General features: G+C 54.2%; 27 protein-coding genes and 1 tRNA gene. 12 read left to right on the forward strand and 16 right to left on the reverse strand.

Going from position 1 to position 25,765, the window contains the following annotated elements:
• Positions 1-4 precede the first annotated feature (4 nt).
• The gene (locus EUU25_RS03710; protein ID WP_158898401.1) at positions 5-835 is read left to right on the forward strand and encodes a diacylglycerol/lipid kinase family protein; all 831 of its coding nucleotides are present in this window, start codon (positions 5-7) and stop codon (positions 833-835) included.
• 164 nt (positions 836-999) lie between these two features.
• Positions 1,000-1,776, forward strand: a complete 777-nt coding sequence (locus EUU25_RS03715; protein WP_158898403.1) for a hypothetical protein — start codon at positions 1,000-1,002, stop codon at positions 1,774-1,776.
• Here EUU25_RS03715 and EUU25_RS03720 read toward each other — a convergent pair.
• The 4 genes from EUU25_RS03720 to EUU25_RS03735 are packed head-to-tail and all read right to left on the reverse strand — an operon-like array spanning position 1,753 to position 4,265.
• On the reverse strand, positions 1,753-2,382 hold the full coding sequence (locus EUU25_RS03720; protein ID WP_158898405.1) for a pyridoxamine 5'-phosphate oxidase family protein: 630 nt from the start codon (positions 2,380-2,382) through the stop codon (positions 1,753-1,755). The genes EUU25_RS03715 and EUU25_RS03720 overlap by 24 nt on opposite strands.
• Positions 2,379-3,002 (reverse strand): carbonic anhydrase, encoded by a 624-nt coding sequence (locus EUU25_RS03725; RefSeq protein WP_158898407.1) that lies wholly within the window; start codon positions 3,000-3,002, stop codon positions 2,379-2,381. Before EUU25_RS03725 ends, EUU25_RS03720 begins: the two co-directional genes overlap by 4 nt.
• Positions 3,003-3,314 (reverse strand): P-II family nitrogen regulator, encoded by a 312-nt coding sequence (locus EUU25_RS03730; RefSeq protein ID WP_158898409.1) that lies wholly within the window; start codon positions 3,312-3,314, stop codon positions 3,003-3,005.
• A 3-nt stretch (positions 3,315-3,317) separates the two neighbouring features.
• Entirely contained in the window at positions 3,318-4,265 is a 948-nt protein-coding gene (locus EUU25_RS03735) for a sodium-dependent bicarbonate transport family permease (RefSeq protein WP_158898410.1), read from the reverse strand.
• Positions 4,266-4,349: 84 nt separating this feature from the next.
• Between EUU25_RS03735 and lipA the strand changes: the two genes are divergently transcribed.
• Positions 4,350-5,276, forward strand: a complete 927-nt coding sequence (lipA, locus tag EUU25_RS03740) for a lipoyl synthase (protein ID WP_158903093.1) — start codon at positions 4,350-4,352, stop codon at positions 5,274-5,276.
• Positions 5,277-5,293: 17 nt separating this feature from the next.
• A complete protein-coding gene (locus EUU25_RS03745; RefSeq protein ID WP_158898412.1) occupies positions 5,294-5,752 on the forward strand; it encodes a type II toxin-antitoxin system RatA family toxin in 459 nt (152 codons plus the stop codon).
• On the opposite strand, the gene EUU25_RS03750 is transcribed toward EUU25_RS03745, so the two are convergent.
• A complete protein-coding gene (locus tag EUU25_RS03750; RefSeq protein WP_158898414.1) occupies positions 5,716-6,228 on the reverse strand; it encodes a CinA family protein in 513 nt (170 codons plus the stop codon). The two genes, EUU25_RS03745 and EUU25_RS03750, sit on opposite strands and share 37 nt — an antisense overlap.
• Positions 6,225-7,376, reverse strand: a complete 1,152-nt coding sequence (locus tag EUU25_RS03755) for a bifunctional 2-C-methyl-D-erythritol 4-phosphate cytidylyltransferase/2-C-methyl-D-erythritol 2,4-cyclodiphosphate synthase (protein ID WP_158898416.1) — start codon at positions 7,374-7,376, stop codon at positions 6,225-6,227. The genes EUU25_RS03750 and EUU25_RS03755 overlap by 4 nt, the downstream gene beginning before the upstream one ends.
• 83 nt (positions 7,377-7,459) lie before the next feature.
• Here EUU25_RS03755 and dusB point away from each other — a divergent pair, with 83 nt between their 5' ends.
• The 7 genes from dusB to hflX all read left to right on the forward strand — a co-directional run bounded on the left by dusB (position 7,460) and on the right by hflX (position 16,671).
• The gene (dusB, locus tag EUU25_RS03760) at positions 7,460-8,455 is read left to right on the forward strand and encodes a tRNA dihydrouridine synthase DusB (RefSeq protein ID WP_158898418.1); all 996 of its coding nucleotides are present in this window, start codon (positions 7,460-7,462) and stop codon (positions 8,453-8,455) included.
• A complete protein-coding gene (locus EUU25_RS03765; RefSeq protein ID WP_158898420.1) occupies positions 8,455-9,549 on the forward strand; it encodes a two-component system sensor histidine kinase NtrB in 1,095 nt (364 codons plus the stop codon). The genes dusB and EUU25_RS03765 overlap by 1 nt, the downstream gene beginning before the upstream one ends.
• Positions 9,546-10,967 carry a sigma 54-interacting transcriptional regulator gene (locus EUU25_RS03770; protein ID WP_158898422.1) on the forward strand — a complete coding sequence of 474 codons (1,422 nt, stop codon included), beginning with the start codon at positions 9,546-9,548 and terminating at the stop codon, positions 10,965-10,967. The genes EUU25_RS03765 and EUU25_RS03770 overlap by 4 nt, the downstream gene beginning before the upstream one ends.
• A gap of 98 nt (positions 10,968-11,065) precedes the next feature.
• Complete coding sequence (locus EUU25_RS03775; RefSeq protein ID WP_158898424.1) at positions 11,066-13,315, forward strand: sensor histidine kinase; 2,250 nt, start codon at positions 11,066-11,068, stop codon at positions 13,313-13,315.
• A gap of 2 nt (positions 13,316-13,317) precedes the next feature.
• Complete coding sequence (ntrX, locus tag EUU25_RS03780) at positions 13,318-14,715, forward strand: nitrogen assimilation response regulator NtrX (RefSeq protein ID WP_158898426.1); 1,398 nt, start codon at positions 13,318-13,320, stop codon at positions 14,713-14,715.
• A 121-nt stretch (positions 14,716-14,836) separates the two neighbouring features.
• Entirely contained in the window at positions 14,837-15,334 is a 498-nt protein-coding gene (gene hfq, locus EUU25_RS03785; protein WP_158898428.1) for an RNA chaperone Hfq, read from the forward strand.
• Positions 15,331-16,671, forward strand: coding sequence for a GTPase HflX (gene hflX / locus EUU25_RS03790; protein WP_158898430.1), 1,341 nt, complete (start codon positions 15,331-15,333; stop codon positions 16,669-16,671). The genes hfq and hflX overlap by 4 nt, the downstream gene beginning before the upstream one ends.
• Here hflX and mazG read toward each other — a convergent pair.
• The 8 genes from mazG to EUU25_RS03830 all read right to left on the reverse strand — a co-directional run bounded on the left by mazG (position 16,668) and on the right by EUU25_RS03830 (position 24,256).
• Positions 16,668-17,444, reverse strand: coding sequence for a nucleoside triphosphate pyrophosphohydrolase (mazG, locus tag EUU25_RS03795; RefSeq protein WP_281347003.1), 777 nt, complete (start codon positions 17,442-17,444; stop codon positions 16,668-16,670). The genes hflX and mazG overlap by 4 nt on opposite strands.
• Positions 17,445-17,497: 53 nt before the next feature.
• Complete coding sequence (locus tag EUU25_RS03800; protein ID WP_158898432.1) at positions 17,498-18,100, reverse strand: retropepsin-like aspartic protease family protein; 603 nt, start codon at positions 18,098-18,100, stop codon at positions 17,498-17,500.
• Entirely contained in the window at positions 18,097-18,873 is a 777-nt protein-coding gene (locus EUU25_RS03805; RefSeq protein ID WP_158898434.1) for a TatD family hydrolase, read from the reverse strand. Before EUU25_RS03805 ends, EUU25_RS03800 begins: the two co-directional genes overlap by 4 nt.
• A complete protein-coding gene (gene metG, locus EUU25_RS03810) occupies positions 18,873-20,441 on the reverse strand; it encodes a methionine--tRNA ligase (RefSeq protein ID WP_158898436.1) in 1,569 nt (522 codons plus the stop codon). Before metG ends, EUU25_RS03805 begins: the two co-directional genes overlap by 1 nt.
• 22 nt (positions 20,442-20,463) lie before the next feature.
• Positions 20,464-21,426, reverse strand: coding sequence for a DNA polymerase III subunit delta' (locus EUU25_RS03815; RefSeq protein WP_158898438.1), 963 nt, complete (start codon positions 21,424-21,426; stop codon positions 20,464-20,466).
• Positions 21,423-22,055 (reverse strand): dTMP kinase, encoded by a 633-nt coding sequence (gene tmk, locus EUU25_RS03820; protein WP_158898440.1) that lies wholly within the window; start codon positions 22,053-22,055, stop codon positions 21,423-21,425. The genes EUU25_RS03815 and tmk overlap by 4 nt, the downstream gene beginning before the upstream one ends.
• A gap of 262 nt (positions 22,056-22,317) precedes the next feature.
• Positions 22,318-23,295, reverse strand: coding sequence for a septal ring lytic transglycosylase RlpA family protein (locus EUU25_RS03825; protein ID WP_158898442.1), 978 nt, complete (start codon positions 23,293-23,295; stop codon positions 22,318-22,320).
• Complete coding sequence (locus EUU25_RS03830) at positions 23,279-24,256, reverse strand: lytic murein transglycosylase (RefSeq protein WP_158903097.1); 978 nt, start codon at positions 24,254-24,256, stop codon at positions 23,279-23,281. Before EUU25_RS03830 ends, EUU25_RS03825 begins: the two co-directional genes overlap by 17 nt.
• 290 nt (positions 24,257-24,546) lie before the next feature.
• On the opposite strand from EUU25_RS03830, the gene EUU25_RS03835 reads away from it, so the two are divergent.
• Positions 24,547-24,636 (forward strand) — tRNA-Ser (locus EUU25_RS03835).
• A 48-nt stretch (positions 24,637-24,684) separates the two neighbouring features.
• Here the strand turns inward: EUU25_RS03835 and EUU25_RS03840 are convergent.
• The gene (locus EUU25_RS03840; protein WP_158898444.1) at positions 24,685-25,272 is read right to left on the reverse strand and encodes a hypothetical protein; all 588 of its coding nucleotides are present in this window, start codon (positions 25,270-25,272) and stop codon (positions 24,685-24,687) included.
• A gap of 119 nt (positions 25,273-25,391) precedes the next feature.
• Positions 25,392-25,736, reverse strand: a complete 345-nt coding sequence (locus tag EUU25_RS03845; RefSeq protein WP_158898446.1) for a hypothetical protein — start codon at positions 25,734-25,736, stop codon at positions 25,392-25,394.
• Positions 25,737-25,765: the final 29 nt, after the last annotated feature.

Consider the following 25,765-nt stretch of genomic DNA (forward strand, 5'->3'; position numbering starts at 1 on the left):
AGGAATGAAACGGACACTGCTCATCACCAACACCAGTAGCGGTAGCGCAAACGGTGTGGATGAGCAGACCGTTGCTTCCAGCTTGGAACAGGCTGGATTTGACGTCGTTGAAAAGCGGATCCTTCCTGAACAGGATTTACCTTCGCAACGCGACTTGGAAAGCAGTTTGATTGAAGCCGTTGCCATACTCTCCGGTGACGGAACGATCAGCAACCTTTACAAAAAATTGGCGAAATGGTCTGGCGCCATTCTAGTACTTCCAGGCGGCACCATGAACCTCCTGTCGCGCCGATTGCATGGTGATATTTCGTTGGCTGCGCTGCTGGACGCGTTGCAAACAAGCACGCTCGTGCCAAAGCCAATTTCGCTGATTGCTGTTTCTGACCAACATATTCTAACAGGTCTGACCGTCGGCCCATCGACCCGCTGGGCGGAAGTGCGGGAGGGTATGCGCCATGCCGATTTACAGAGCTTGGCCGAGACCATACCGGCCGCTTGGTCCGAAACGCTATCCGATGAAGGCGTATGGGTGGGAGAGGATACTGAACATCAGTTTGCCAGTCTTTTCGTGGAGCCTGTAGATGGCGACCACCTGTCTGTTATCGCGTTTTTAGCGTCCAATATAGGCGATATGGTCGGCCATGGGTTGGCATGGTTGCGCAAAGATTTCAGGGATGGTCCGCACATTGATTTAGGTATCATGTGTGATGTAACAATATCAGCAGAAGGAATTACAGCCTCTGCTCTGATCGATGGAGAGGCAACGGAGCTTCCTGTCCCGATCCACTGTCGCGCCGAGATGTCCGAAGTCCACTTTCTGGTACACAAGCAATGATGTCGTTCGCGCTTCTCCTTTGGGCACAGGCAATAAATGGCCCAACAATTACGCCTGATACGAATGCATCCCAATGGACCAAGATTGAGATTTCGCAGTTGGCGGAGCTCGATGATGATGTTCGGCGAAATAATAATCAGCCTGGATTTTTTGATGGAATTGAGGTGCGCGAAATTCGTTTCACCGAGAACGGCTTCGCCTGGCACCTGCTCCGATACAAACGGACTGACGAAAAGGCAGGCCCCTTATGGCTCGTCCCGCACGATGACGAAAATGCGGCATTCGACGCGATGATCGCGGCTCTAAGGGAACGCGGTGGTGTCGGAATTGCTGTAAATTCCGGACCTGACAGCCTTCGGATGCAGTCGGGGTCTGGAATATGTGGCGTTCGATTTGGCGTACGACCGACCTGTGATCCCAACAGGAATTTTGCTCCACAGACACCGAAATTCACAACAGCTATCCTTGATCAGCGGCCTGCCGGGCAACCAATCATTGCATTGCATACAAATAGTCTCGGCTTTACCGGTGACGGACATGGCGGGCGAGGGGACATCACTATCGTTGATAAAGCCGCATATCGCCAAGGCGTGACATCCCCAAGGGCGGACGGATTGCTTGCTGTTTCGCCAACCGAATCTATGGCAAATTTTGATACTCTGAGCTTAACGGCCTATCTTGCTCAAGATGGACGGCCATCGTTAGCTGCACAGGAGTGCGGACGCAAAATAGCCAATTCCGGTGTGCATTTCTGGCATGAGCGTGTGGCAAAAAGTGACGGATCAATGTCTAACTATCTGATCCTGCACCGGCCCGACATTGCCTATTATAACGCGGAAAGCAGAGCAGAGATCGATCTAGGAGTGGCGGCTGCACGGCACAAAATCATGATCGACACTTATCTTTTGAATTGCGCATCAGGGGATAAGCCAGCGCCCTGACCAAACCTGCTGCGCCTCATCCCATGTCCACCGCGCGCGGCGATGCCCGCTATTTGCGAGATAAAGCCACTCCAACTCCGTGATGTCGCACCACAATATTGCAAAATTGGCACGCGCTTCGGTGAGTTGCATTTCAGAAGGCTGTTTACCTTCAATCCATGCGGGTAACCCGGAAGTCGGTACATTAGACGTCAGTCCGGGTGCAGATTCCGCCAGGTAACAGCGACGCGCAAATGTGGTAGATTCCGTCCATGCGGCATCAACTGCTGCTCCGTTGCTCTCCAGACGCGCCGTACCGAATAGCCTCAATTGCAGTTTTTCGGCGGCATCGTACATCAGGATCGATACGAGATTATTGTTTTTAAGATCGCCAACTTTCGGGGACCGGGAATCGGTATGAAAGCGAAGACAGCGAAGGGTTCGATCAGCTTCCCGGAGCACCATGACCCGTAGTTGGGCCAAGCCAGACGCATTAACACTTCCAACGACTGGCGTGTGGGCGGGGGATGTGCGCTTGTTGGCGCCTGGTTCGATCAGATCCCATGCTTTTGCAAAGCTCAGGTCCAAATCATCATAATAATCCGGTGGTGAAGAGTTCGACGTCATTGTGGCGTAAAAACACCTGTTGTTTCATCTAGCACGTGCAACTCGCCCTCGGCGATGCCGAAATACGCCCCGTGTAGCTTGAGCAAACCAGCCTTTTCCCGTTCGACAATGAAAGGGAATGTACGCAGGTTCGCAAGGCTGACTTTGACCGTTTCCAATTCGAGGGCGTGCTGCGGATCATCGGTATTTGATGCAAGCACCGCTTGGCGTGCCTCATCAATTATGCCGACCCATTTGTCGACAAAGCTATGCCCCTGCTGACCCAGATCGCTTCCAGAAAGTGAGGCTGTAATACCACCGCATTGGGCATGGCCGAGAATGACAATATGCCTGACTTCAAGACCGAGTACGCCAAATTCGATGGCTGCGGACACCCCGTGCAGACCGCCGCCAATTTCGTAAGGCGGCACCAGATTTGCGACATTACGCAACGCAAAAACCTGGCCCGGGACAGTGTCAAACACGGTTGCAGGATCGACTCGACTGTCGCAGCAGGAGATGATCATGACGGGAGGAGATTGTCCATCGCTCGCCAACGCGTCAAACCGCGCCTTCTGCTTGACATAAGCATCATTTCGAAACCGCTTATATCCCTCAATTAACGAAGCAAATTCTGGCATTTAAAAACGTTCTCCACGTACGACTTGCACCTCACCGATTGTGAGCAGCAACCGATAGCTATCAAGCAAAGGTGCAAGCGCGTCCACTAGCCGATCTGCTTTTTCTGTTGATGCAACAACCAGAACAATGGTTTTTGCAGCGGCGCCAGTAACATCATCATGCTGCCACTGGCCCGCCCGGCCGCCGCCGGAATCAACATGGATCACGCTCCAGCCGGAAATATCGACTGCCTTGATATGGCTCGTAATCCTGGGGACCAGCGGTGTGTCGACGAGAATTTCTATGCGTTTCCGGGTGACGGTCTCAACCATGGTTTATCCTATCATCTGAGCGAAAGCGGCCATAAGCGAAATGCCGAATATGATGTTGAACGGAAACGTAATGCCGAGCGACATACTCAGATAAATCCCGGGGTCTGCTTCTGGAAGGGCGAGGCGCATGGCGGCAGGAACAGCGATATAAGAAGCACTCGCGGCCAAAATTCCCAGCGCGGCCGCAGATGCCACGTCCAATCCAATCGCTGTGCCAAGTGCCGTTCCAATAGCGCCGTTCAATATGGGGAGTGCGACAGCCAGTATAACCAGCTTATATGTAATTTTTCGCGATTGGACCAATCGCCGTGCTGCAATCAGACCCATGTCCAAGAGGAAAAGGCATAACACACCCCGGAAACCGGTGTCGAAGAGCGGTTTCACCGGCGCAAAACCATCTTTGCCCGCGATCACGCCGATCAGAAAACTTCCAATCAGCAGCACCACCGACGCGTTCGTCAATACTTCGTGCCATGGGACCGCATTGCTTCCTGCGGTTTGTCCTCGTCTCGCCAGCACCAAACCGCTGATAATGGCCGGTGTCTCCATGAGCGCCAAAACTGCAACCATATACCCCGCAGGACCCAGTCCTTGACCGGTCAGTATCTCCTTTGCCGTCACAAATGTAACGACGCTGACAGAGCCATAATGGGCTGCAACAGCCCCCGCATCGACCTGAGAAAGTCCCCCGACCCTGCGGAGAAGAGCGAAGGCGATGACGGGCAACAGGAAGCTTAACGCAATCCCTGCCAAAGCCGCAGCCACAAGGTCTGCCGTTATCCCGCTTGATGCAACTTCGACACCACCTTTTAGGCCGATGGCTGCCATAAGATATATCGACATCGCCTTTGCAAAGGCTTCCGGAATGGAAAGGTCCGATTTTGCAAGCGCGGCCAGAAAGCCCAAAACGAAGAACAAAATCACGGGAGATGTTAGTGTATCGATGATCATACCGTCTCCCGATTGCAAAAACATGCCTCCGATAGCAGCGAAGTTGCAGTTGGCAAGTGGGTGTTGCGCCGCTATCTGGACCCCATGAATGCACCCGTTTTACCGCCAGAACGCGCGCCGCGCGAACGCAAACCCGACTGGATCCGCGTAAAGGCACCGACAAGTGCCGGTTTTAACGAAACCCGCCGCCTGATGCGCGATCTAAATCTGAACACGGTGTGTGAAGAGGCTGCATGTCCGAATATCGGGGAATGCTGGACCAAAAAGCACGCAACTGTGATGATTTTGGGTGATGTGTGCACCAGAGCATGCGCCTTTTGTAACGTAAAAACGGGGATGCCAAAGGCGGTCGATCCGCTGGAGCCTGAACATGTCGCGATTGCAGCGGCCAAAATGGGACTGGAGCATATCGTCATCACATCCGTTGACCGTGATGATTTGCCGGATGGCGGCGCTAGCCAGTTTGTGAAGGTTATTGAAGCGTTGCGGCGTAACACGCCCAACACGACGATTGAAATCCTGACTCCAGATTTCCGGAACAAGGCAGACGCTGCCGTCGAAGCGATTGTGACGGCGCGGCCCGATGTGTATAACCATAACCTTGAGACCGTGCCGCGCCTGTACCCCACGATACGCCCCGGTGCACGCTACTACGCGTCGCTCCGCCTGCTTGAATCGGTCAAGAAGCATGACCCATCTATTTTTACAAAATCAGGGGTGATGCTGGGATTGGGCGAGCAGCGTCTTGAAGTTCATCAGGTCATGGATGACATGCGCAGCGCCGATATCGATTTTCTGACAATGGGTCAGTATCTGCAACCCACACCTAAACATACCAAGGTGATGGACTTTGTAACGCCGCAGGCATTCGACGCCTATGCGGCTATTGCACGCGCCAAAGGTTTCCTTTTGGTCGCATCGAGTCCGCTTACACGCTCAAGCTACCACGCGGGGGAAGATTTCGCGAAAATGCGTGACGCGCGTGCGGCGCAGTTGGCCAAGGCTGGGTAACGAAGAGGGGCAGGGGCATGCCGCATCATCACGAACAGCGTATTTTGCCACACAGCGCAGCGCAGATGTTTGATCTGGTCGCGGATGTTAAAAGCTATCCTGAGTTTTTGCCTTGGGTAAGTGCCATCCGCATCCGCAAAAATGACGAACAGGAAATGCTGGCCGACATGGTCGTTGGTTTTAAATCGTTGCGCGAAACCTTCAGCAGCCGGGTTGTTAAAACTCCCAAGTCGTCAATTGTCGTAGATTATCTCGACGGCCCGATGAAGCATTTGCACAATGCTTGGCAGTTTGCGGACCTCCCGGAAGGGGGATCTTCAGTGGATTTCACGGTCGATTTCTCATTTCGAAACCGAGTGTTCGAAGCGCTTGCAGGCCAGTTTTTTGACTCCGCCTTAAGAAAGATGACGTCCGCCTTTATCGAACGCGCTGATAATCTTTATGGTGCGGGTGGGAGCAGCAACCCAAGCGCGTGAAGCGTTGCATAGGCGCGGATATCGGCACGGCTTTTGTCCGATCCGAACTGGATTTTATCGCCGACCATATCTTCGGCATCCTTGCCCTTCTCCGCGACTGCAAAAACCACAGTCCCGACAGGCTTCTTCTCGGTACCACCATCCGGACCGGCGATGCCGCTGATGGCTACGGCAATATCGGCCCCGCTCTTCTTAAGCGCGCCTTGCGCCATTGCCCATGCGACGGCAACCGATACGGCCCCAAAGGTATCGAGAATGTCTGAGTTGACATCGAGCATCTTCATCTTGGCTTCGTTCGAATAGGTTACAAAGCCACTTCCCAATACAGCGCTGCTGCCTGGAACCTCGGTAATCGCCGCAGCAACCAAGCCTCCGGTGCAGCTCTCTGCGGTCGCGATAACGCGGCCTGCAGCCTTGTTTTCTGCTACAACTTGTTCCGCTAGTTTGGCAATTTTCTGGGGTAGGACGGATTTCATCGGTTGGTTTTCTCGAAAGTGACAATTGCTTGGGCGGCTATACCTTCTCCACGACCGGTAAAGCCAAGCAATTCGGTGGTTGTGGCTTTGACGGAGATACGTGACACTTCAGTGTCCATGATTTCCGAAAGCCGAGAGCGCATTGCCTGACGGTGTGGCCCGATCTTTGGAGCTTCGCAAATGATTGTGATATCCGCATTTGCCAGACTGTAGCCCTCTTGTGCGGCGAGCGTCAGCGCGTGCACCAGAAACCGATCCGAAGATGCCCCTTTCCATTGGGGATCCGAAGGCGGGAAATGATCGCCGATATCGCCAAATGCCAATGCACCCAATATGGCATCGGTCAGGGCGTGCATCGCAACATCGGCGTCACTATGGCCGGCGAGACCCTTGTCATGCGGAATACGGATACCGCATAGCCACAACTCTTCACCTGCGACGAGGCGATGGACGTCAAAGCCTGAGCCGCTGCGTATAGAGGGGGTCATATCATTTCCTGCAAAATCGGACGAAAACGTAAATTTTGATAAGCGTTCCGAACCCGGTACGATCCGGACGTCTCCACCTTTCGCCATCAGCATCCGCGCATCGTCGGTTGGTTCTTCGCCCGACCAAGACCTGTGTGCGTCCAGAATAGCGTCATAATGGAAAGCCTGCGGTGTCTGAACCCGCCAAAGCTGAGAACGATCCACGGTTTCGGTCAAAATGTCGGCTCCGCGCGAAAGACTGTCGACAACCGGCAATGCCGGAACTGCGCCGGGCGATGTTTGCAATGCGTCTATCAGACCGTCGATCACCGATTCAGGAAGAAAAGGCCGTGCCGCATCATGGATCAGAACAATATCCGCTCCACCCTGCAGGGCTATCGCCTCCAGCCCTTGATGAACACTTTCCCGTCGGGTTGCGCCGCCCGGCACCAAAACAGGAGCAGCTAGGCCTGCTAGGGCATCGGACGCCAAACTCTCTTGTCCGTCGCCCACAGCAACGAACACCGTGCGGATGTCGGCATGATCCACGAGGGAAGAATAGCTATGGGCGAGCATCGGACGCCCCTCAACCAACCGGAACTGCTTGGGGATATCGCCTCCGACGCGGCTGCCAGAACCTGCGGCTACAATGAGGGCAACAATATGCGGACGTGAGGCCATAGCCGCGCCTTAGCCATCCCACTGTTGCACGCCAAGCCGAAACCGAGTAACGGCCTGCCTAAATTTTAGGCAATGTTGGCACAATGAAACTCGCACCCATAAATATTGGCAATATAGAGATTGCATGCCCCGTCATATTGGCACCGATGACGGGCGTAACCGATATGCCGTTTCGCAAAATAGTCCGGAGTTTCGGGTCTGGCCTGAATGTTACCGAAATGATCGCAAGTCAGGCCATGATTCGCGAAACACGTCAGTCTCTGCAGAAATGCGAATGGGATGCCATTGAAGAGCCTGTTTCCATGCAGTTGGCAGGGTGCACCCCTTATGAAATGGGTGAAGCGGCGAAGCTGAATGAAGACCGGGGCGCGGCAATCATCGACATCAACATGGGCTGCCCCGTCAAAAAGGTGGTGAACGGGGATGCAGGCTCCGCTTTGATGCGCGATCTGCCCCTTGCTGCGAGCCTGATTGAAGCAACAGTCGAAGCCGTTTCGGTCCCGGTTACGGTCAAAATGCGGATGGGTTGGGATCATGCGAGCCTGAATGCCCCTGAACTTGCGCACATAGCGGAAGATCTAGGGGCCAAATTGGTCACTGTGCATGGCCGCACGCGTAATCAAATGTACAAGGGATCCGCCGATTGGGGCTTTGTTCGAAAAGTCAAAGATGCCGTTTCAATTCCCGTGATCGTAAACGGAGATATTTGCACGATTGCCGACGCGGAAACAGCGTTGCAACGGAGCGGAGCAGACGGCGTCATGGTGGGGCGGGGCGCCTATGGCAAACCGTGGCTCTTGGGACAGATGATGCATTGGTTCCGCACAGGCGCCAACTTGCCTGACCCGAGCATCGACGCGCAATATGAACTCATCATCGAGCATTACCGGGCGATGCTTGATCACTATGGAAGTGACGTCGGCCTGCGTTGTGCACGCAAACATATCGGCTGGTACACAAAAGGTCTTACAGGGTCGGCTGAGTTCCGTAACTTCGTCAACCGAATTGACGATGCGGAAGTTGTGATCGACGAGTTGACGCGCTTCTACGAACCTTTCCTGACACGTACGGCAGCCTGATGGTCAATTCGGAGGGGAATAGACCGGATAACGGCCATGTGTTGGCCAATATCCCCATTCCCGTCCTCTTGATCGGTCCGGATAACAGCATTGCCTATGCAAATGATGCAAGTGAGGCGTTTTTCGGGCGGAGCCGCAAGCGTTTGGAAGGGCAGCCGACCGCCGCCGTCCTCCGCTTCGAAAGCGAGCGCATGAACTTTGCGCTCATATCGTCGGAAAACGATATTTCGGCGCAGGACATGGAACTGAAGTCGGCCCATGGCAGCATTACTGTCGACATCAATATCTCCCTTCTTCCAGGCGAAACCGATTGGCGGATCGCGATCATTTCCCCAAGACATGGCGGACGTGAACATATTGGAGAGCAAAAGGATAGCGGCCAACAGCAAGCGATGGGTGCGCCGGCGATATTGGGGCATGAAATCAAAAATCCGCTCGCGGGGATAAAAGGTGCGGCCCAACTTCTCGCCCGCCATGTCGATGAGAAAAACCAGCCTCTGACCGAGTTGATTGTAAACGAGGTCGACCGGATTGCCCGATTGTTAGACCAGATGCAGAAACTCAGCCGGTCGGAAGAGCCGGAGCTCGCGCCCGCCAACGTCCATTTGTTGATCGAAAGAGCGATCCGTTCGTTGCGCGCCGCAAACCGCGCGATGCCCGAACTTTCGATCAATTATGATCCATCCTTACCCGAGGTTTTGATTGATGCGGACGGGATGGTCCAGATTTTGATCAACCTGCTTCAAAATGCGGTCGATGCGCTCAAAGGTCGATTGGATGGAGTCATCGGAATATCGACGCGTTTCGTCATGAGCGGCGCACTCCGTGAGGCAGATATGGAACGGCGTACGGTCAAGCTACCTGTCGAAATAGCTATATCCGACAACGGGCCTGGAGTGCCGCAACATATCGAGGACGAGCTGTTTTCACCGTTCGTCACGACCAAACGAGATGGGCAGGGCCTCGGTCTCGCGATCGTGCGCAACCTTGTGCAGCAAATGAACAGCCGCATCGTGTTCGAGCGCGACGTGCAAAAGCAACGGACTGTGTTCAGGCTGTTTCTGCCGGTGGCACCAAAGAAGGGTGAATCATGACTGTTCCCAAAGTCCTTATTGTAGAGGACGATGCATCGATCGGTTTGGTTGTCAGCGCCGCGCTGACCGCCGAAAATATCGAGACCCAGATTTGTGATTCCGTCAGCGCACGGGACGCGGCTCTCGCCAACGGCCATTTCGATTTGATGCTGACGGACGTAGTCCTGAAAGACAGTGATGGCTTGGCTACGCTGAAAGAGGTTATGGCGACGACACCGGATATGCCGGTGATCATTATGTCCGCCCAAAATACCTTGGAGACAGCGGTACGGGCGAGTGAAATTAATGCGTTTGAATATTTTCCCAAACCCTTTGATCTCAACGATCTGGTTCTGGCGGTAAAACAGGGAATCGACAAGCGCCGCTCCGCTCCGGACAGCGTGACCGATACGTTGTCAGAGGCCAATCTACCAATGATCGGCCGAAGTGTTGCGATGCAGGATGTGTACCGCATGGTCGCGCGGCTTTTGCGTAACGACCTTTCCGTTCTGATTTCCGGCGAAAGCGGAACCGGTAAGGAGTTGGTGGCGGAAGCTATTCACAGTCTGGGGCACCGCAAAACAGGGCCGTTTGTTGCGGTAAACATGGCCGCGATCCCGAGCGAGCTTATCGAGGCTGAATTATTCGGTCATGAAAAAGGCTCTTTTACCGGCGCAGTGGGGCAGGCCATTGGTCGGTTCGAGCAGGCGCAAGGTGGCACGCTCTTTCTCGATGAAATAGGCGACATGCCCAAGCACGCACAAACCCGCTTGTTGCGCGCGCTGCAAAGCGGCGTGATTAGCAGGATCGGCGGTAAGGCGAGCATTCGCCTTGATGTCCGCATCGTTGCGGCAACCAACCAAAAGCTGGAGGAATTGATCGCCAGCGGCAAGTTCCGCGAGGACCTTTTCTACCGGCTGAATGTGGTTCCAATCCATATGCCACCATTGCGCGACAGGACAGACGATATCGGGCTCCTAGCGCAACACTTCTTGTTATTGGCCGCGAAAGACGGGTTACCCTTACGAAAGATCGACGACAGCGCCATTGCAGCACTGATGACGATGCCTTGGCGGGGGAATATCCGGGAATTACGTAACCTAATCTATCGCTTGGCCTTGGTGTGTCGCGAAGACACGATAACGGAAGCTACAATTGTCCAGAATGTCGAAAGCGCTCCGGAATCAGATGCACCTATTCAGGGAGCCAGTTTTGAAGCTGCTGTGGTGCAATTCCTGCGAGACCACAAATTGCGGGGCACATCGCGCGATAAACTCTATCCAAAGGCCCTAGCGCAGTTCGAGACGCCGTTGCTCCAACATGTCATGCGGCAGGTGAAAGGCAATCAGCTCAAGGCAGCTGCGCTACTCGGGATAAATCGGAACACCCTTCGCAAGAAACTGACCGACTACGGAATTGGCACCGGCAACGGGGGGTGAAGCGACCCGCCTGCACGATAATGTGATTTTTCAGTCACAATTTTGTGCTTTTCAGGCAACGCTTACAATGCCACAGTGGCAATATGGCAACAACCCCGATGATTGATGAAGGACAAGGGCAGTCGCTTGCCAAACGGTTCTTCCAATTCATCGTACATGCCCTTGGAAATAGCCAGTCGATCAAGTTCCTCGAGATAGCCAGCGCGATATTGCTGCTGTTGATCACCGGCGCCACGGCCTACATTTTGCTGGATCAGGGACCGCAATCGGAACCGCTATCTCCTGCAGCCTCTGCAACGATGCTTGTAGCAAATCTTTTGCCTGCGACGTTGCTCTTGGTACTTTTTGGCCGACGCATCGCTTTACGTCGCGCGGTTGGCAGCAATATCGATAGCCAACAGTTGCTGCATGTACGGTTAGTTGCCATTTTCTCGGCGATCACCGCTGTTCCCACGCTGCTTCTGGTCGTCTTTGCTTCGTTGCTTTTCCAAAGCGGCGTACAATTCTGGTTTTCAGGTTCTGCACGCGGCATGCTGGAAAATGCGGGCGAACTGGCCAAGGGATATTATGAGGTAAATGCGCGCGACGTAGGTGACGAAACGCTGACCATGGCGGGCGATTTTCGCAACGCATTGAGCCAGACCCGTCCTGATGACCCTGCGTTTTTAAGTTACTATTTCGAACAGGTATTCCGTCGTCGTTTGAGCGAATCTGCGATCGTCTCTGTTGGCGCAGACGGAATTCAACGCACCGAAGCCGTGGCCACGGAAAACCAAAATCGTACACAAGATTGGATTGCACCCGATATTCTAAGCAAACTTCAGGCGGGCGAGGGCACTATAGTTACTAACCGCACTGACCGCATTGAGGTTGTGACAGTGCTGTTTGATTCACCACGCAGCTATCTTTTTGCCAGCCGTGCTTTGTCGGTACCGTCTTTTCAGTTGGGCGAGAAGGCGCAGTCCGTGCTCCAGGATTACGACAAGATGGTCGCGCGATCCCGGGCATTGCAATTACAGTTTAACATCGCCCTCTATGTTGTTTCGCTCCTGATTATCGGCATTACACTCTGGATTGCGTTGCGTGTTGCTGACCGCCTGGTCCGCCCGGTGAACAATCTCGTTGATGCAGCGCAGAGGATTGCCGATGGCGACCTTTCCGCACGGGTTAGTGAAGACCAGTATCGGGCCGATGAGGTTGGCTTCCTCTCCAAGTCTTTCAACCGTATGACGGAACGTCTTGAACGGCAAACCGGGGCGCTATTGGCGACTAATCACCAATTGGGTGAGCGAAGGGTGTTTATCGAAACCGTCCTTGAATCCGTTTCGGCAGGGGTCGTGTCGGTCAATGAAAGTGGCGAGATCGAACTTGCAAACTCGACCGCCGAAAAGATGCTTCGGGGGAAAGAGCAGACGATTGTCGGACTTAATTTCAAAACAGTAGCACCCGCACTTGCTGAGTTAACCGAGGACAGGTCTCGCGGCGTCGTTCAACTTGGTGACGGTCCCGAACCCCTGACCGTGGCGGTGAAAGCCACGCAGCGTGAAAGGGGGATTGTTGTCACCTTCGAAGATATAAGCCAGCAGCTCGCAGATCAAAGACGTGCTGCCTGGTCTGACGTTGCACGTCGCATTGCGCATGAAATCAAAAACCCCCTGACACCAATCCAACTGGCGGCGGAGCGTTTGCAGCGACGTTTTGGGAAGCAAGTTGAACAGGATAGCGGTATCTTCGAACAACTCACCAGCACGATCGTTCGTCAGGTAGGTGATTTGCGAAATATCGTTGATGAATTCTCGTCTTTCGCCCGTATGCCAAAACCTGTTTTCCGAAATGAAAACTTACAGGATATCGTTGGGCACGCCGTGTTTATGTTTGAAGTGGCACATCCTGATATTCAGTTCGGATTCCACCAGCCCAAAAAAGCCCCCATGCTTATATCTGATCGCCGCCAACTTGGGCAGGCGGTCACCAACATCCTTAAGAATGCTGTGGAATCGATTCAGGAGCGGAAAAAGAACGACCCCGGCGAAGGTGCCATCACTGTGGAAATCGTGGAATCGGACGGGCGCATCACAGTTGAAATTGGCGATAACGGTATCGGCCTACCCGAAGATCGCGACCGCATCATGGAGCCATATATCACAAACCGTGCGACAGGCTCCGGTTTAGGCTTAGCAATCGTCAAAAAGATCGTTGAGGAGCATTTCGGCGAAATTTCCTTGCGGGATGCGCCTGGGGGAGGGGCAATCGTTACACTCAAATTTGCACCGCTTTTGGTGGAAGAAAAAGTTGGCACCGACTTAAAAACAGGTGGCCCGGATAAATTGGCAGAGGACTTAGCTTAGACATGGCTCTGGATATTTTAATTGTAGACGACGAGCAGGACATCCGGGATCTAGTTTCCGGCGTGCTGGACGATGACGGATATGGGACGCGCACAGCGGCCACAGCCGACGAAGCACTCGCCGCTCTGGATGAACGCCTCCCGTCTTTGATATTGCTCGATGTATGGCTGCGCGGCTCTTCAATGGACGGCATCGAGCTTTTAAAGGCCATCAAAAGCCGAGATCCTCAAATACCCGTGATCGTCTTTTCCGGACATGGGAATATCGACACGGCCGTTGCCGCAATCTCGCAGGGTGCCGTCGACTTTATTGAAAAGCCATTTGAAGCCGGCAAGCTATTACATCTGGTTGCTAAAGCGACCGAAACGGAACGGCTTAGGGCTGAAAATGCATCGCTACGTGCAAGGGTAGGGCACGCTGAAGAACTGAACGGCTCGTCGGGGGCGATTAACACCGTACGGGCAACGCTGAAAAAAGTGTCTGGTACGGGAAGCCGGATGCTGATTACCGGTCCTGCAGGTGTCGGGAAAGAAGTTGCCGCGCGTCTTTTGCACAGTTGGAGCCCACGCGCCGAGTCTGCATTCGTTTCCGTGAGTGCGGCACGATTGTCACCTGAACGCTTTGATGAGGAACTGTTCGGTATCGAACAGGACGGTCGTCTGGTTCAAGCTGGGATGCTTGAAAAGGCCCATGGTGGAACGCTGTTCCTCGACGAAGTCGCCGACATGCCTTGGACGACGCAGGGCAAGATTCTGCGCGTTCTTACCGATCAAAGTTTCATGCGCGTAGGCGGCGACCGTCAAATCAGGGTCGATGTACGGTTTGTTTCTGCAACCGCACGCGATCTGGCTACAGAGATTGCGGAAGGGCGATTCCGGGAGGATTTATTCTATCGACTGAACGTTGTCCCCGTCGAGATTCCACCCCTTGCAAGCCGCCGTGAAGATATTCCGGATCTTGCCAATCATTATGCGGCGCGGTTTGCGTCCGAGCATCGGATTGCCCCGCCGGTCATTTCCGATGACGCAATGGCCGCACTTCAAGCATGTGAGTGGCCCGGCAACGTCAGACAGCTAAGAAACATCATCGAGCGCACGATTATACTGGCGCCGTCAAACCGCATACACCGGATCGAGGCAGATATGCTCCCTTCGGAAATCATCAACAGCTATGAAGGTTCGGAACATAATGTAACCTCGTTGATGGGAGCCCCGCTGCGTGAAGCACGTGAAGCGTTTGAGCGCGAATATCTGCGGGTTCAAATCAAACGCTTTTCCGGCAACATTTCCAAGACGGCGGCATTTGTGGGAATGGAACGATCGGCATTACACCGTAAGCTTAAACTTCTCGGGATATCGGTGCGCAAAAATGGTGATGAAGGCGGGGATGAGGAGGATTGAATCCTACAATTGCGAAAACAGTGCCGATGATGTAAGTAAGTTACACCGAGTACGTGCATCGGCGTCTTCTTCGAAGTGCAGGTGCATATTCGCAAAAACATAAAATAATCGGATAATGACAATGACTGAAAAGAATAACGGTCTTCAGGACCTCTTTCTAAACTCCCTGCGAAAGTCAAAAACACCTGTCACAATGTTCCTTGTAAAAGGGGTTAAACTACAGGGCGTTGTTACGTGGTTTGACAATTTCTCCGTTTTACTGCGACGGGATGGAATGTCCCAGCTTGTATACAAGCACTCCATTTCAACGATCATGCCTTCGACCTCGCCTGACCGTTCATTATTTGAAGAATTAATGTCGCGGACCAGCCACAGGGCAGGGATGCTGCAAGACGTTTTTCTGCACGCCATGTGTGACAAACGCGAATCGGTCACCACATTCCTGGTGAATGGAGTGATGTTGCAGGGCGCGATTGCTGCCTATGATTTGTTCTCTTTGTTGCTTGAGCGCGATGGAACAACGCAACTTGTCTATAAACATGCTGTCTCGACTGTGCAGCCCGCTCATCCGGTCAATTTGGCAGAGTATAATCAGGGCTTAGACGAGGGCGATGTTTGAGCGTTTTTGACAGGAGCGACGCCGACGAGTTCGCCCGTGGCGACCGCGCTCTCATAATTTATCCCGAACTTCCGGGTAAGGCATCGGTTGGCCCTGCTGCGCGGCTTGCAGAAGCTGAAGGCCTTGCCTTGGCTATCGGTTTGGATGTTGTGCAAAAAACCCACTACCGCGTGCGGAATCCGCGTGCATCCACGCTCTTGGGTGGTGGACAGGTCGAGGACATAGCGGCGACCGGGCAAGCGCTCGAAGTCGATTTGCTTGTAGTCGATGCGACACTGACCGCCATTCAGCAGCGAAACCTCGAAGAAAAAACGGGTCTCAAGACAATTGATCGTACGGGTTTGATCCTCGAAATTTTCGGCGAGCGTGCTGCTACGGCCGAGGGACGTTTGCAGGTGGAACTTGCGCATCTCGACTACCAAGCAGGACGGTTGGTACGCAGTTGGACCCATTTGGAACGTCAACGTGGTGGCTTCGGTTTTCTGGGCGGGCCAGGCGAAACCCAAATTGAAGCCGACCGCCGGATGATCCGCGACCGGATGGCGCGATTGCGGCGGGAACTGGAAGAGGTCAAACGGACCCGTTCGCTTCACCGTGCACGTCGCAAGCGAGCTCCATGGCCCGTTATCGCGTTAGTCGGCTATACGAATGCCGGAAAATCGACGCTATTCAATCGCTTAACGAGTGCAACGGTGCTCGCGGAAGACATGCTTTTTGCAACTCTTGACCCCACGATGCGGGAAATCTCATTGCCGGGTGTCGAAAAGGCCATTTTCTCGGATACTGTGGGTTTCGTATCTGATTTGCCCACCCAATTGGTCGCGGCGTTTCGTGCGACCTTGGAAGAAGTTATCTCCGCGGACATCATCGTTCATGTGCGGGATATTGCGCATGAAGAAACAGACGCGCAGCGCAACGATGTCCTCTCGATTTTGCGCGATTTGGGAATCGGGAACGATGTGGAGGGAAGTGTCCAACCGGAGATGGTCGAGATTTGGAACAAGATCGACCTCCTCGATGAGGATAAATTATCTGAAATGCGCGGCATAGCCCAGCGTAATTCGGATATATTGTTACTGTCTGCCGTCACAGGTGAGGGGATTGAAGATTTCAAAAACCTTCTGTCCGATCTGATTGCGAAAAAGAACGTCACGCGCGCGATAACATTGCCCTCAAGTGATGGTGCGGCTTTCGCTTGGCTGCATGCACGAGGGAAGGTTGATGTGAAGCGCGAAACAAAGGAACTGCTGCATCTGGATGTCTCGCTGAGCCGTCAGTTTTGGGGGCAGTTTGAGAAGAAGTTCAAATTTGAGGAAAAAGGTGCGCTAGGCGTCTAAACTTTCTTGATTTCTTGCTCTTTTGCACGGCTCCACAGCGCTTCTTTCTCGTCGAGCGATAGAGCAGGGAAGTTTGTACCGGCCATATCTTCCATGGCACGAAACCGGCGGTCGAATTTTGCCGTTGCGTTTTTCAGGGCATTTTCTGCATCTACATCATAAAAACGGGCCAAGTTGACAGCGGCGAACAGTAAATCGCCGACTTCATCCGCTCGCTCGTCTTGTGTATTTGCAGATGAGATCTCATCCAGCTCTTCGAATATTTTTGATTTGGCACCATCCACATCAGGCCAATCAAAACCCGTCCGGGCGGCACGCTTTTGAATTTTTTGCGCGCGGAGCAGGGCGGGCAGAGCCTTCGCTACACCTGCCAATGCGCTGCCATCGGAATGTGTGCTACGCTCCTGAGCTTTGATTGTTTCCCAATTTTGGGTCACTTGCGCCGCTTCTTTGGCATCGACGTCACCAAATATGTGCGGATGACGACGGGTCATTTTGTCACAGATGCCGGCAATAACATCTTGTAGATTAAAACTTCCGGCTTCCGCAGCCATCTGGCTATGAAACACTACTTGAAGCAGTAGATCGCCAAGTTCGTCCTTAAGATCGTCCATATCGTTACGTTCGATAGCGTCGGCAACTTCATAGGCTTCTTCGATCGTATAGGGTGCGATTGTCTGAAATGTTTGCGTGACGTCCCACGGGCAGCCGTCATCCGGATCGCGTAAACGAGCCATGATTTCGGTGAGAGGGGTTATGTCGGTCGGTTTCACATTTGGCCTAAAATAAGTTCGATAATATATATTATGTTAAGTAATATCTGTTATCAAGGTTGCAACGTCATCACATTGCCCTCGACCTTCCAGCTCTGCATCGAATCCAGAAAGTTCATACCAAGGACATTTGTTTCCCCGAAATTCTCCGACACAACGACATGATGGTCGGAAATCTTATGCGGTCCAATCTGTAACGTCTTTATCGAACCGCGTTTTGCTGTGACGCGACCGTTTGCCGTATCTAGAATCACTGGAAAACCGCTGCTATCGACATCTACATCGGTCGCTGCGGCCGTGTTTGCGTTCACCGCCGTCGTCGTGGCGCCGCTGTCGATCATGAACCGCACGTCGTTGCCGTTGACGAGCACCTGCAGCCAATAATGTCCATCATCCTGGCGACGTAGCGTGATAGCTTCACCCGATACATTCTGACCTGCCGTGCCGCTGAAATCCGCCTTAACGCGCTCCCAAATGGACTGGAATTCGAACCGAAAGCTAAACACCGCAAAAAGCGCAGCAAAAATGGCGACCCAAGCCAAACTCATTTTGGCCACTTGTCCCAAAGGCAAACGGCGCGCAGCCAACGACGCAATGAGCAAAACCAAACATGTTACGCCCCAGATAATGGACGGTCCGTCTTCCATCACGTTCATGGCTTGGCCTTTTTGAAGAGCCGGTAGAAGTTCTCCGTGGTTTGATGGGCGAGGGACTCCTCCCCTACCCCACGCAAATTTGCCACGAATTTACCTGTATCGGCAACAAAAGCGGGTTCGCCCGTCTTGCCGCGGTGAGGCACGGGGGCCAGGAACGGTGAATCTGTTTCCAGCAACAGCCGATCTTCTGGAAGCCACCGGGCAACCTCCTGTAAATCCTTCGCATTTTTAAAAGTTACAATGCCCGAAAGCGAAATGTAAAGGCCAAGATCCAATGCTATCCGGGCGAAATCCGCACTGGCGGTGAAACAATGGATAACGCCGGGAAAGGCACCAGCCCGCATTTCCGCGGTCAAGATGGCTGCGGTGTCCTCTTCGGCATCGCGGGTGTGGACGATCAGGGGGAGTCCCGTTTCGCGTGCAGCAACGATATGTTCGGAGAATGAAGCACGTTGTTGGGCGCGGTCGCTGTGGTCGTAATAATAATCGAGCCCCGTTTCGCCGATTCCGATAACCCGGGGATGTTCCGCTCTGGCAATTAATTTCGCGCTGTCGACACCGGTATGGCTGTCTGCTTCGTGGGGATGGATACCTACGGTTGCCCAGACGTCCGGTTCCTGTTCGGCGAGGTGCAGAACGTCGTCCCACTCGCTTTCCCGGGTTGCGATGTTCAGCATTTTGTTAACTCCGCTGAACCTTGCGCGGCTTAGGACGTCGGCTTGTTGTTCGACCAGGCCCTTATAGTTGAGGTGGCAGTGGGAATCGATGTACATCAAGGATTTCCGCCACTTTCGAGGTCCAATTCGAGCCTCGGGAACAGGCCTTTTGGCTGTTCTATACGGAAATCGCTCTCGGCCAGGGGCGAGTACCAGTGCGAGCCGATTTGCGCGAAGTTACGGACCGATTCTGGCACGCCCATTTGATCGAGCAGCTTCGTTGCTGCCTCCGGAATGATGGGCAGGGCCGCCATTGCGAGCTGCGCGATGCAGATGAACAGCGTCGCCAACACCGTTTCCATCCGCTCGGGATCGGTCTTTTTGAGCGCCCAGGGCGCCTGCGCGTCGATATAGGCGTTGCAGGCAAAAACGGCCTTCATCCAGCTTTCCAGCGCCTGCGACATCGCCAGATTTTCGAAATGCGCCGGAATTTCGGTCGCCACAACCGAGCCCACCAGTTGAAATAAGGCGGCATCTTCGTCGGCATGGCCCCGAATGGCCGGTAAATAGGCATCGCAATTTTTGAAGATCAACGACAAGGTACGCTGTGCCAGATTGCCGAAACTGTTGGCCAAGTCGGCATTGACGCGGGTGACAATTGCTTCGGCGCTATAGCTGCCATCCTGCCCGAAGCTGACCTCACGCAGGAAGAAATAGCGCAGCGCATCAACGCCGAACAGGTCCGCCAGCTCCATGGGATCAACTACATTGCCCAGCGACTTCGACATTTTTTCGCCTCGCGACAGCAGGAAACCATGCCCGAACACCCGCTTGGGCAAAGGAAGACCGGCGGACATCAGGAAGGCCGGCCAATAGACGGCGTGGAAGCGCACAATGTCTTTGCCGATGATATGCACATCCGCAGGCCAGAAGCGCGCAAAGTCGCCGCTCGTGTCAGGATAGCCAATTCCCGACATATAGGTCGTCAGGGCGTCTACCCAGACATACATCACATGATCCGGCGATCCCGGAACCTTAACGCCCCAGTCGAAACTGGTCCGCGACACGCTTAAATCGCGCAGTCCGCCTTCGACAAAGCGAAGGACCTCATTCCGGCGGCTTTCGGGCTGAATGAATTCGGGATTTTGTGCGTACAGTTCAAGCAACGCATCCTGATAGCGCGACAGGCGGAAAAACCATGTTTCTTCGACCGTCCATTCAACAGGCGTGCCTTGGGGAGACAATTTGACGCCCCCTTCCCCTTCGACCAACTCGCTTTCGTCGTAAAAGGCTTCGTCCCGGACAGAATACCAGCCTTCATAGCGATCAAGATACAGGTCCCCCCGCTCCTGCATGGCGGTCCACAGCGCCTGGCTCGCCTGATGGTGGCGTTCCTCGCTGGTGCGCATGAAGGCTGTATATGAAATATTCAGTTTGTCGCACATATCCCTGAAATAAGACGACATTTCATCAGCGAACTCCAGCGTCTCGCGTCCTGCGGCGCGCGCTGTCTGCACCATTTTCAGTCCATGCTCGTCTGTCCCGGTGACAAAGCGCACATCGCGCCCCTGCAACCGCTGAAACCGCGCAATTGCATCGGTCGCGATGGCCTCATAGGCGTGGCCGATATGGGGCTTGCCATTTGGATAGGCGATGGCCGTGGTAATATAGAAGGGCTCAGACATGGATACTCTTAATGTTTGGGGCTCAAGAGGCCCTATGGGTTTGAAGCGAAGCCAGCAAGCTTCCCATTTGAAAAATGACGCTCTGCTTATCGAGACTGAGCGCTATCGCCCGGTTAGCAAGGGCAGAGGCCGCGGTCCAGACTTCGGTCGCGGCGAGAACATGTGCCGCATCCATCCGGCGTGCCCGTTCGGCGATGAGCGCAGGGGCAAGACGCAAAAAGGCTTCATATCGTTGCTGCGCTGCTTTCAGCGATAACTGTTCGGCAAGCGCAACGCGCAGATCATTGCCCGGATCACCTGACTGGATAATTGCGTGCATGGCGTGATCCAGCTTACCCAGATCCAACCCCATAAAATCGATGGCCTGCCCGGGTGACCCCTTCCCTGCGCGGATCAGGGCATCCAGATCTGCTGGGTCTATTTCCGGCGCAGCATCCGACAGCGCTGCGGTCATTTGATCATGATTGAGCGGTTCAAAGCGGAGCATCTGGCACCGCGATCTTATTGTCGGCAATAACCGGTCGCTCGCATGGCTGATCAGCAGGAAATAGGTGTCCGCAGGCGGTTCTTCCAACGATTTGAGAAGCGCGTTCGCCCCGCCGCGTTCCAGATCATCAGCGGAATCGATGATGATAACCCGCTTGTCGGCCAAGCCAGGCCGCGTCGTCAGGCTCGCTTGCAAATTGCGGATCTGTTCGATGGTAATGCTACGTTTTAGTTCGGCATTTGTATCGGGTTCGTCATCATCCTTTGCGGCTTCCTTGGGGAGGCGCTTGATTGTCAGGATATCGGGATGCGTGCCGCGTGCTATCAAATTGGAGTAGCGGTCTTCGGCATCCACAAGTGACGCGGCCGCCCGCAAGGCAAAGCTGGCCTTCCCCAAGCCACGCGGGCCGGCCAATATCCAGCCGTGATGCAGTTTGCCCGACTCCAGTGCGGACGTGAAATGGCGCCAAACCGCATCATGTCCGATCAAATGGGTCATGGGCGAACAAGCAAATCGTCGATTTCGGCCAGCAAACGCGCGGTCACCGTAGCGGCATCGCCCGAGGCGTCGACTAGTCTTACCCGTGCGTCATTCTCCGCAAAACCGACAAAGGCAATGTCGACTTCGGCATGGAAAGACGGATCGCGGCTTTGGATGCGGTCGGCTTGTCCTTGATCCCGTAAATCTGCCCGTCGACCTGCTTCGATCGGGTCAAGGCGCAGGACCAATGTGCGGTCGGGTAAAAGCCCGCGGCTGCCGATGGCATGAAGCGCCATGATATCGGCGTCGGAGAGACCCGATCCGGTTCCCTGATACGCGCGGCTGCTGTCGATGAAGCGGTCCGATATCACCCATTTGCCTTTTTCAAGCGCCGGCTCAATCAGGCGTTCGACATGATCGCTGCGCGCGGCTGCGAACAACAGGGCTTCAGCGCGGGGCAGCCAACGCTCGTCGCTTCCACCCAACAGTAGCTGGCGTATGGTTTCCGCTCCCGGCGTACCTCCTGGCTCGCGGGTGATGATGACTTCAAACCCGGCATTCCGGATCGCATCGGCAAGGGCGATAATCTGGGTCGTCTTTCCAACGCCCTCGCCGCCCTCAACCGATATAAAGCGTCCCCGCGTCATCCGCATATCGCCTGTCTGTTCAGGGATGTATCGGTGGCGGACGGCGCATATCCACTCGCCCGATTTCTAAGTTTTGCAACACGCTCGGCCAATCGACGTCCCTTTATGCCTGATATTTTGCCAGCTTCGCTTTATCGTCGTGTTCACGTATAACGTCACACGTTGCACGGGCGATTACCAGTGCTTCATGGAACAGAACAGCAGCGATTAAAGTGACGCCAGAGCCCCTCATAGAGCGCGAGACATAGGGTCGGCTAGTAAATTATTCGCGATAAATCCGCGCAGTAGGGTGGCCATTCTTCTGGACCGCAGCCAGTTTCTGGTCTGCTTCGGCCTTGGTCGGTAATGGCCCAATCCGCACACGAAACAGGCCGGAACTCGATTGAGCTGAAACGATACCGCCCAGCTTTTGGGCCAACGCATCGGCGCGGGCGCGGGACGAAAAAGCTGCGACCTGAACGAAATAGGATCCTGCAACGGGGGACACCGGCTTCGGCTTCGCGACTTCGGGCGCCTTCTTGGCAACAGGTGCCGCTTTTACAGCAACCGGTGCCTTGGCTTTTACGTCCTTTGCCTTAACCTCCGGTTTCGCCACAACCTCCACTGGCTTCGCGGGTTCAGCAATCTCTACAGCCAGTTGCGGCGGTTTGGCGATTTTCGTGCGTAAAACCTTGAGCAACTGCTCCGGCGTCTCAATACGTTCAGTGGCGCGCGCGCCGATGCGCAACACGGCCTTTTCCTGTTCGGGCGGATTGACGCGGCGCACGCGTACAGCAGTGGTAGCGGTTCCGGTCAGGCCCAGTTGCTGGGCTGCGCCTTCAGAGATTTGGACCACATTGTCTTTCGGTACCGGACCACGGTCGTTCACGCGCACCAATATCGTGCGTCCGCTGTCAAGCGCCGTTACTTCGACATAGCTTGGAACAGGCAATGTCCGATGGGCAGCAGAAATGCTGGCCGCGCTATAGATTTCGCCTGTGACAGTGGATTTGCCGATGCGATCGGCAACCACGATCCCTGCGTAGCCAACCTCGTCATAAAGCGGGTTGTCTTGCGGGGTATAGGTTACGCCAGACTCGGTATAGGGCGCACCCAGCACAGCCGGACCATCCACAACGGTTTCGGGTGCCACGGCGGTCGAGCCAATTGCGGACGTTGGACGTTCGCCTCCTCCCGCACCGCAGGCGGTGAGCAAAGCCAGACTTGCGACTGCGCCAAATGTCTCAGTTGCGAACCTCATCAGCTAATAACCCCACGGAAAGCGCGTAAAAATTGGAACAATTATAGTCCAATATCACGCGGTAGTTGCCACCGAGTAAATATCCGGTCTGCCCCTGCCCGTCGGGCTCGATTAATGTGGCGAGCATAGTGTCTTTTGGCCAGTATCCGCGCTGCGGCACGACGCCAAGCTGGCGCCATTCCGCGATTGTTTTCCACTGGCTATGGCGGGCAAATACTCTTGGGCAGCGCGGGGCGGTCATGCGGGATTGAATCGCACGGCGATCAAGGGCTGCCGGGACATTGACCGCAAACCCCCATTCTTCACCACGACGCCAACCGGCATTGACGAAGTAATTGGCGATGGAGGTCATCGCATCGACTTCGCTTTTCCAGATATCGGCATAACCGTCCCCATCTCCATCGCGCGCCAACCGGAGGTAGACAGATGGCAAAAACTGGGGCTTGCCCAACGCCCCCGCCCAGCTTCCGGTGATGGCATATTGGGGAACGCCACGGTCGATCATCTTCAGGACAGCGATCAGTTCTGCTTCGAACAAGGCACGGCGGCGACCTTCATAGGCGAGCGATGCGAGCGCTTCGGGTGCGTTGTAATTGCCGGTGACGGTGCCGTAATTTGTTTCATGCCCGTAAATGGCAATCATCATTTCTTCCGGAACGCCGGTTTCGGCCTCGATCTTGCCCAGCAAGGGACGCAACTCGGTATATTTGGCGCGACCCCGTGTTATCCGCGATGTATCGACATGGCGGGCCTTATAGGGGGCGAAATTGGGGATAGGCGCGTCCGATGGCCCTTCCGGTTGTGCGCGATCGAGCCTAACCACCCGTTCATTATAGCTTATCGAGGGTAGCACCCTGTCCAGCGTTGCGGCGGTAACACCATCTGCAAGCGCCTTTTGGCGGACTTCGGCAAGATAGGCGCGAAAGCCTGTTTCCATTGCAATCGCAGGCTGCGACGGCATGATCGTCTCTTGTGCTTCGGAACTTTGCGGCACCTGAAAGGCAATCACGCAGATGCCCAATGAATACAGAATCTTACGCGTGACCAAAATCTATCCCCTGTGAGCCGTCTTGACGTCAGTGTGCCATAGTGCGGAGGATATGGGAATTGCTTTGCGTCACAATCCGATACGCTTTGCCGCATTTGGCAGGCGTTCCGCCACTGGATCCATGAGGAAACCGACCTCGGTACGGAGGAACGCGCGAAGCACTTGCCAGCGCAGGCATTGCTGGCTAGGGGCAATTTCTTCGCGGACAGGTGGCCGAGTGGTTTAAGGCAACGGTCTTGAAAACCGTCGTAGGTGTAAGCTTACCGTGGGTTCGAATCCCACCCTGTCCGCCATATTATTCCAAAACTTCGGCTCGTCTAAACTGCTCTCAGCATTAAGGGTCAACGCGCGCCCCATGTTGCAGAATAATATATTTCCGCATTTTTTGTTGAAGAAGCCGATGAAAATGTGAACTGATAAAGATCTGTCTCGGTAATTGGAACCGCGAGGCGACCTTCAGTCTTCCCCGTAATAACCAGTCTATTCTTGGATGGTGCAAAACCCGGCCAGGGTTTGATGTCGAGATATACTCTGCTTTCCTTATTCGGGTTTGAATCCAGCTTATAATCGATGAAGGCAACCTGCCCCTTGAATAACGGCATGACGCGTGGGCTTGGGGTTTGCAGGGCATAGGTAATCTCACCATGTCCTTTGTTATATGCATAGGTTCCGATATATGGAAATGCTGCCGAGATATAGGCGAGCAACCATAAAATGATGGGAACCAAAAACCAGCGTGCCCGGAATTTGATCAATGTTGTTCCGGTTTTGGGATCGGTATCTGGCCCCATTTCCAAGCGTTCACCGGGAACATCGGGGGCAAAGAACTTTGTGCTGATATTCCCTATCGATGCTTCCGACAGGCCATCGTCATATGTATCCCGAAATTTTTCGTACCAATCCACCATCGGGCGACGAATTAATCGCACGACATTAATTTATCTTTAGCATGGGATCTAAGGGGCCCCGACTGTGACCGGCAAGCATATATGTCTAACCGGTCATTCGGAGTGAAGCGAAACGGGCGGAATAGCAACCGCCCCTTCCCTTATTTCTCGGGCGTCAGTTTGGCGCCGTTTTCGACATTTTCGTTGAAGCTGCTGACCACCGAGTCGACGATCATCTGGACTTCCTCGCTCGCGAATTTCTCCGCATCCTTCTGGCTCGATCCATAGGAACGCTCGGACTTGATAAGGATATCGCGGTACACCGTACGTTCGGTCATGCACGCCTCATCCGCAGCCTTGGTAAAGCTGCTCGGCGACATTTTCTCGGTGATGCCCTTATTATGCGTTTCGATCATGCAATTGTTGAACGCCTTGCGGGCGTTGTCCATCGGATCGGCCTTCATGGCGGCCATGCTCAGCATTGTTGCTGCGACCAAAGTCAACATATTCGTAACCCCCAGCTACATTTCCATTG

Origin of the sequence: Sphingorhabdus lacus, from assembly GCF_009768975.1 — a bacterium.
GTDB lineage: Bacteria > Pseudomonadota > Alphaproteobacteria > Sphingomonadales > Sphingomonadaceae > Sphingorhabdus_B > Sphingorhabdus_B lacus.

Bases quoted from the DNA above. Each gene is read 5' to 3' on its own strand.
- EUU25_RS03710 (WP_158898401.1), top strand. From the start codon at position 5: ATGAAACGGACACTGCTCATCACCAACACCAGTAGCGGTAGCGCAAAC.
- EUU25_RS03720 (WP_158898405.1), bottom strand. From the start codon at position 2,382: ATGACGTCGAACTCTTCACCACCGGATTATTATGATGATTTGGACCTG.
- EUU25_RS03725 (WP_158898407.1), bottom strand. From the start codon at position 3,002: ATGCCAGAATTTGCTTCGTTAATTGAGGGATATAAGCGGTTTCGAAAT.
- EUU25_RS03730 (WP_158898409.1), bottom strand. From the start codon at position 3,314: ATGGTTGAGACCGTCACCCGGAAACGCATAGAAATTCTCGTCGACACA.
- EUU25_RS03735 (WP_158898410.1), bottom strand. From the start codon at position 4,265: ATGATCATCGATACACTAACATCTCCCGTGATTTTGTTCTTCGTTTTG.
- lipA (WP_158903093.1), top strand. From the start codon at position 4,350: ATGAATGCACCCGTTTTACCGCCAGAACGCGCGCCGCGCGAACGCAAA.
- EUU25_RS03745 (WP_158898412.1), top strand. From the start codon at position 5,294: ATGCCGCATCATCACGAACAGCGTATTTTGCCACACAGCGCAGCGCAG.
- EUU25_RS03750 (WP_158898414.1), bottom strand. From the start codon at position 6,228: ATGAAATCCGTCCTACCCCAGAAAATTGCCAAACTAGCGGAACAAGTT.
- EUU25_RS03755 (WP_158898416.1), bottom strand. From the start codon at position 7,376: ATGGCCTCACGTCCGCATATTGTTGCCCTCATTGTAGCCGCAGGTTCT.
- dusB (WP_158898418.1), top strand. From the start codon at position 7,460: ATGAAACTCGCACCCATAAATATTGGCAATATAGAGATTGCATGCCCC.
- EUU25_RS03765 (WP_158898420.1), top strand. From the start codon at position 8,455: ATGGTCAATTCGGAGGGGAATAGACCGGATAACGGCCATGTGTTGGCC.
- EUU25_RS03770 (WP_158898422.1), top strand. From the start codon at position 9,546: ATGACTGTTCCCAAAGTCCTTATTGTAGAGGACGATGCATCGATCGGT.
- EUU25_RS03775 (WP_158898424.1), top strand. From the start codon at position 11,066: ATGATTGATGAAGGACAAGGGCAGTCGCTTGCCAAACGGTTCTTCCAA.
- ntrX (WP_158898426.1), top strand. From the start codon at position 13,318: ATGGCTCTGGATATTTTAATTGTAGACGACGAGCAGGACATCCGGGAT.
- hfq (WP_158898428.1), top strand. From the start codon at position 14,837: ATGACTGAAAAGAATAACGGTCTTCAGGACCTCTTTCTAAACTCCCTG.
- EUU25_RS03800 (WP_158898432.1), bottom strand. From the start codon at position 18,100: ATGAACGTGATGGAAGACGGACCGTCCATTATCTGGGGCGTAACATGT.
- EUU25_RS03805 (WP_158898434.1), bottom strand. From the start codon at position 18,873: ATGTACATCGATTCCCACTGCCACCTCAACTATAAGGGCCTGGTCGAA.
- metG (WP_158898436.1), bottom strand. From the start codon at position 20,441: ATGTCTGAGCCCTTCTATATTACCACGGCCATCGCCTATCCAAATGGC.
- EUU25_RS03815 (WP_158898438.1), bottom strand. From the start codon at position 21,426: ATGACCCATTTGATCGGACATGATGCGGTTTGGCGCCATTTCACGTCC.
- tmk (WP_158898440.1), bottom strand. From the start codon at position 22,055: ATGACGCGGGGACGCTTTATATCGGTTGAGGGCGGCGAGGGCGTTGGA.
- EUU25_RS03825 (WP_158898442.1), bottom strand. From the start codon at position 23,295: ATGAGGTTCGCAACTGAGACATTTGGCGCAGTCGCAAGTCTGGCTTTG.
- EUU25_RS03830 (WP_158903097.1), bottom strand. From the start codon at position 24,256: ATGCCGTCGCAGCCTGCGATTGCAATGGAAACAGGCTTTCGCGCCTAT.
- EUU25_RS03845 (WP_158898446.1), bottom strand. From the start codon at position 25,736: ATGTTGACTTTGGTCGCAGCAACAATGCTGAGCATGGCCGCCATGAAG.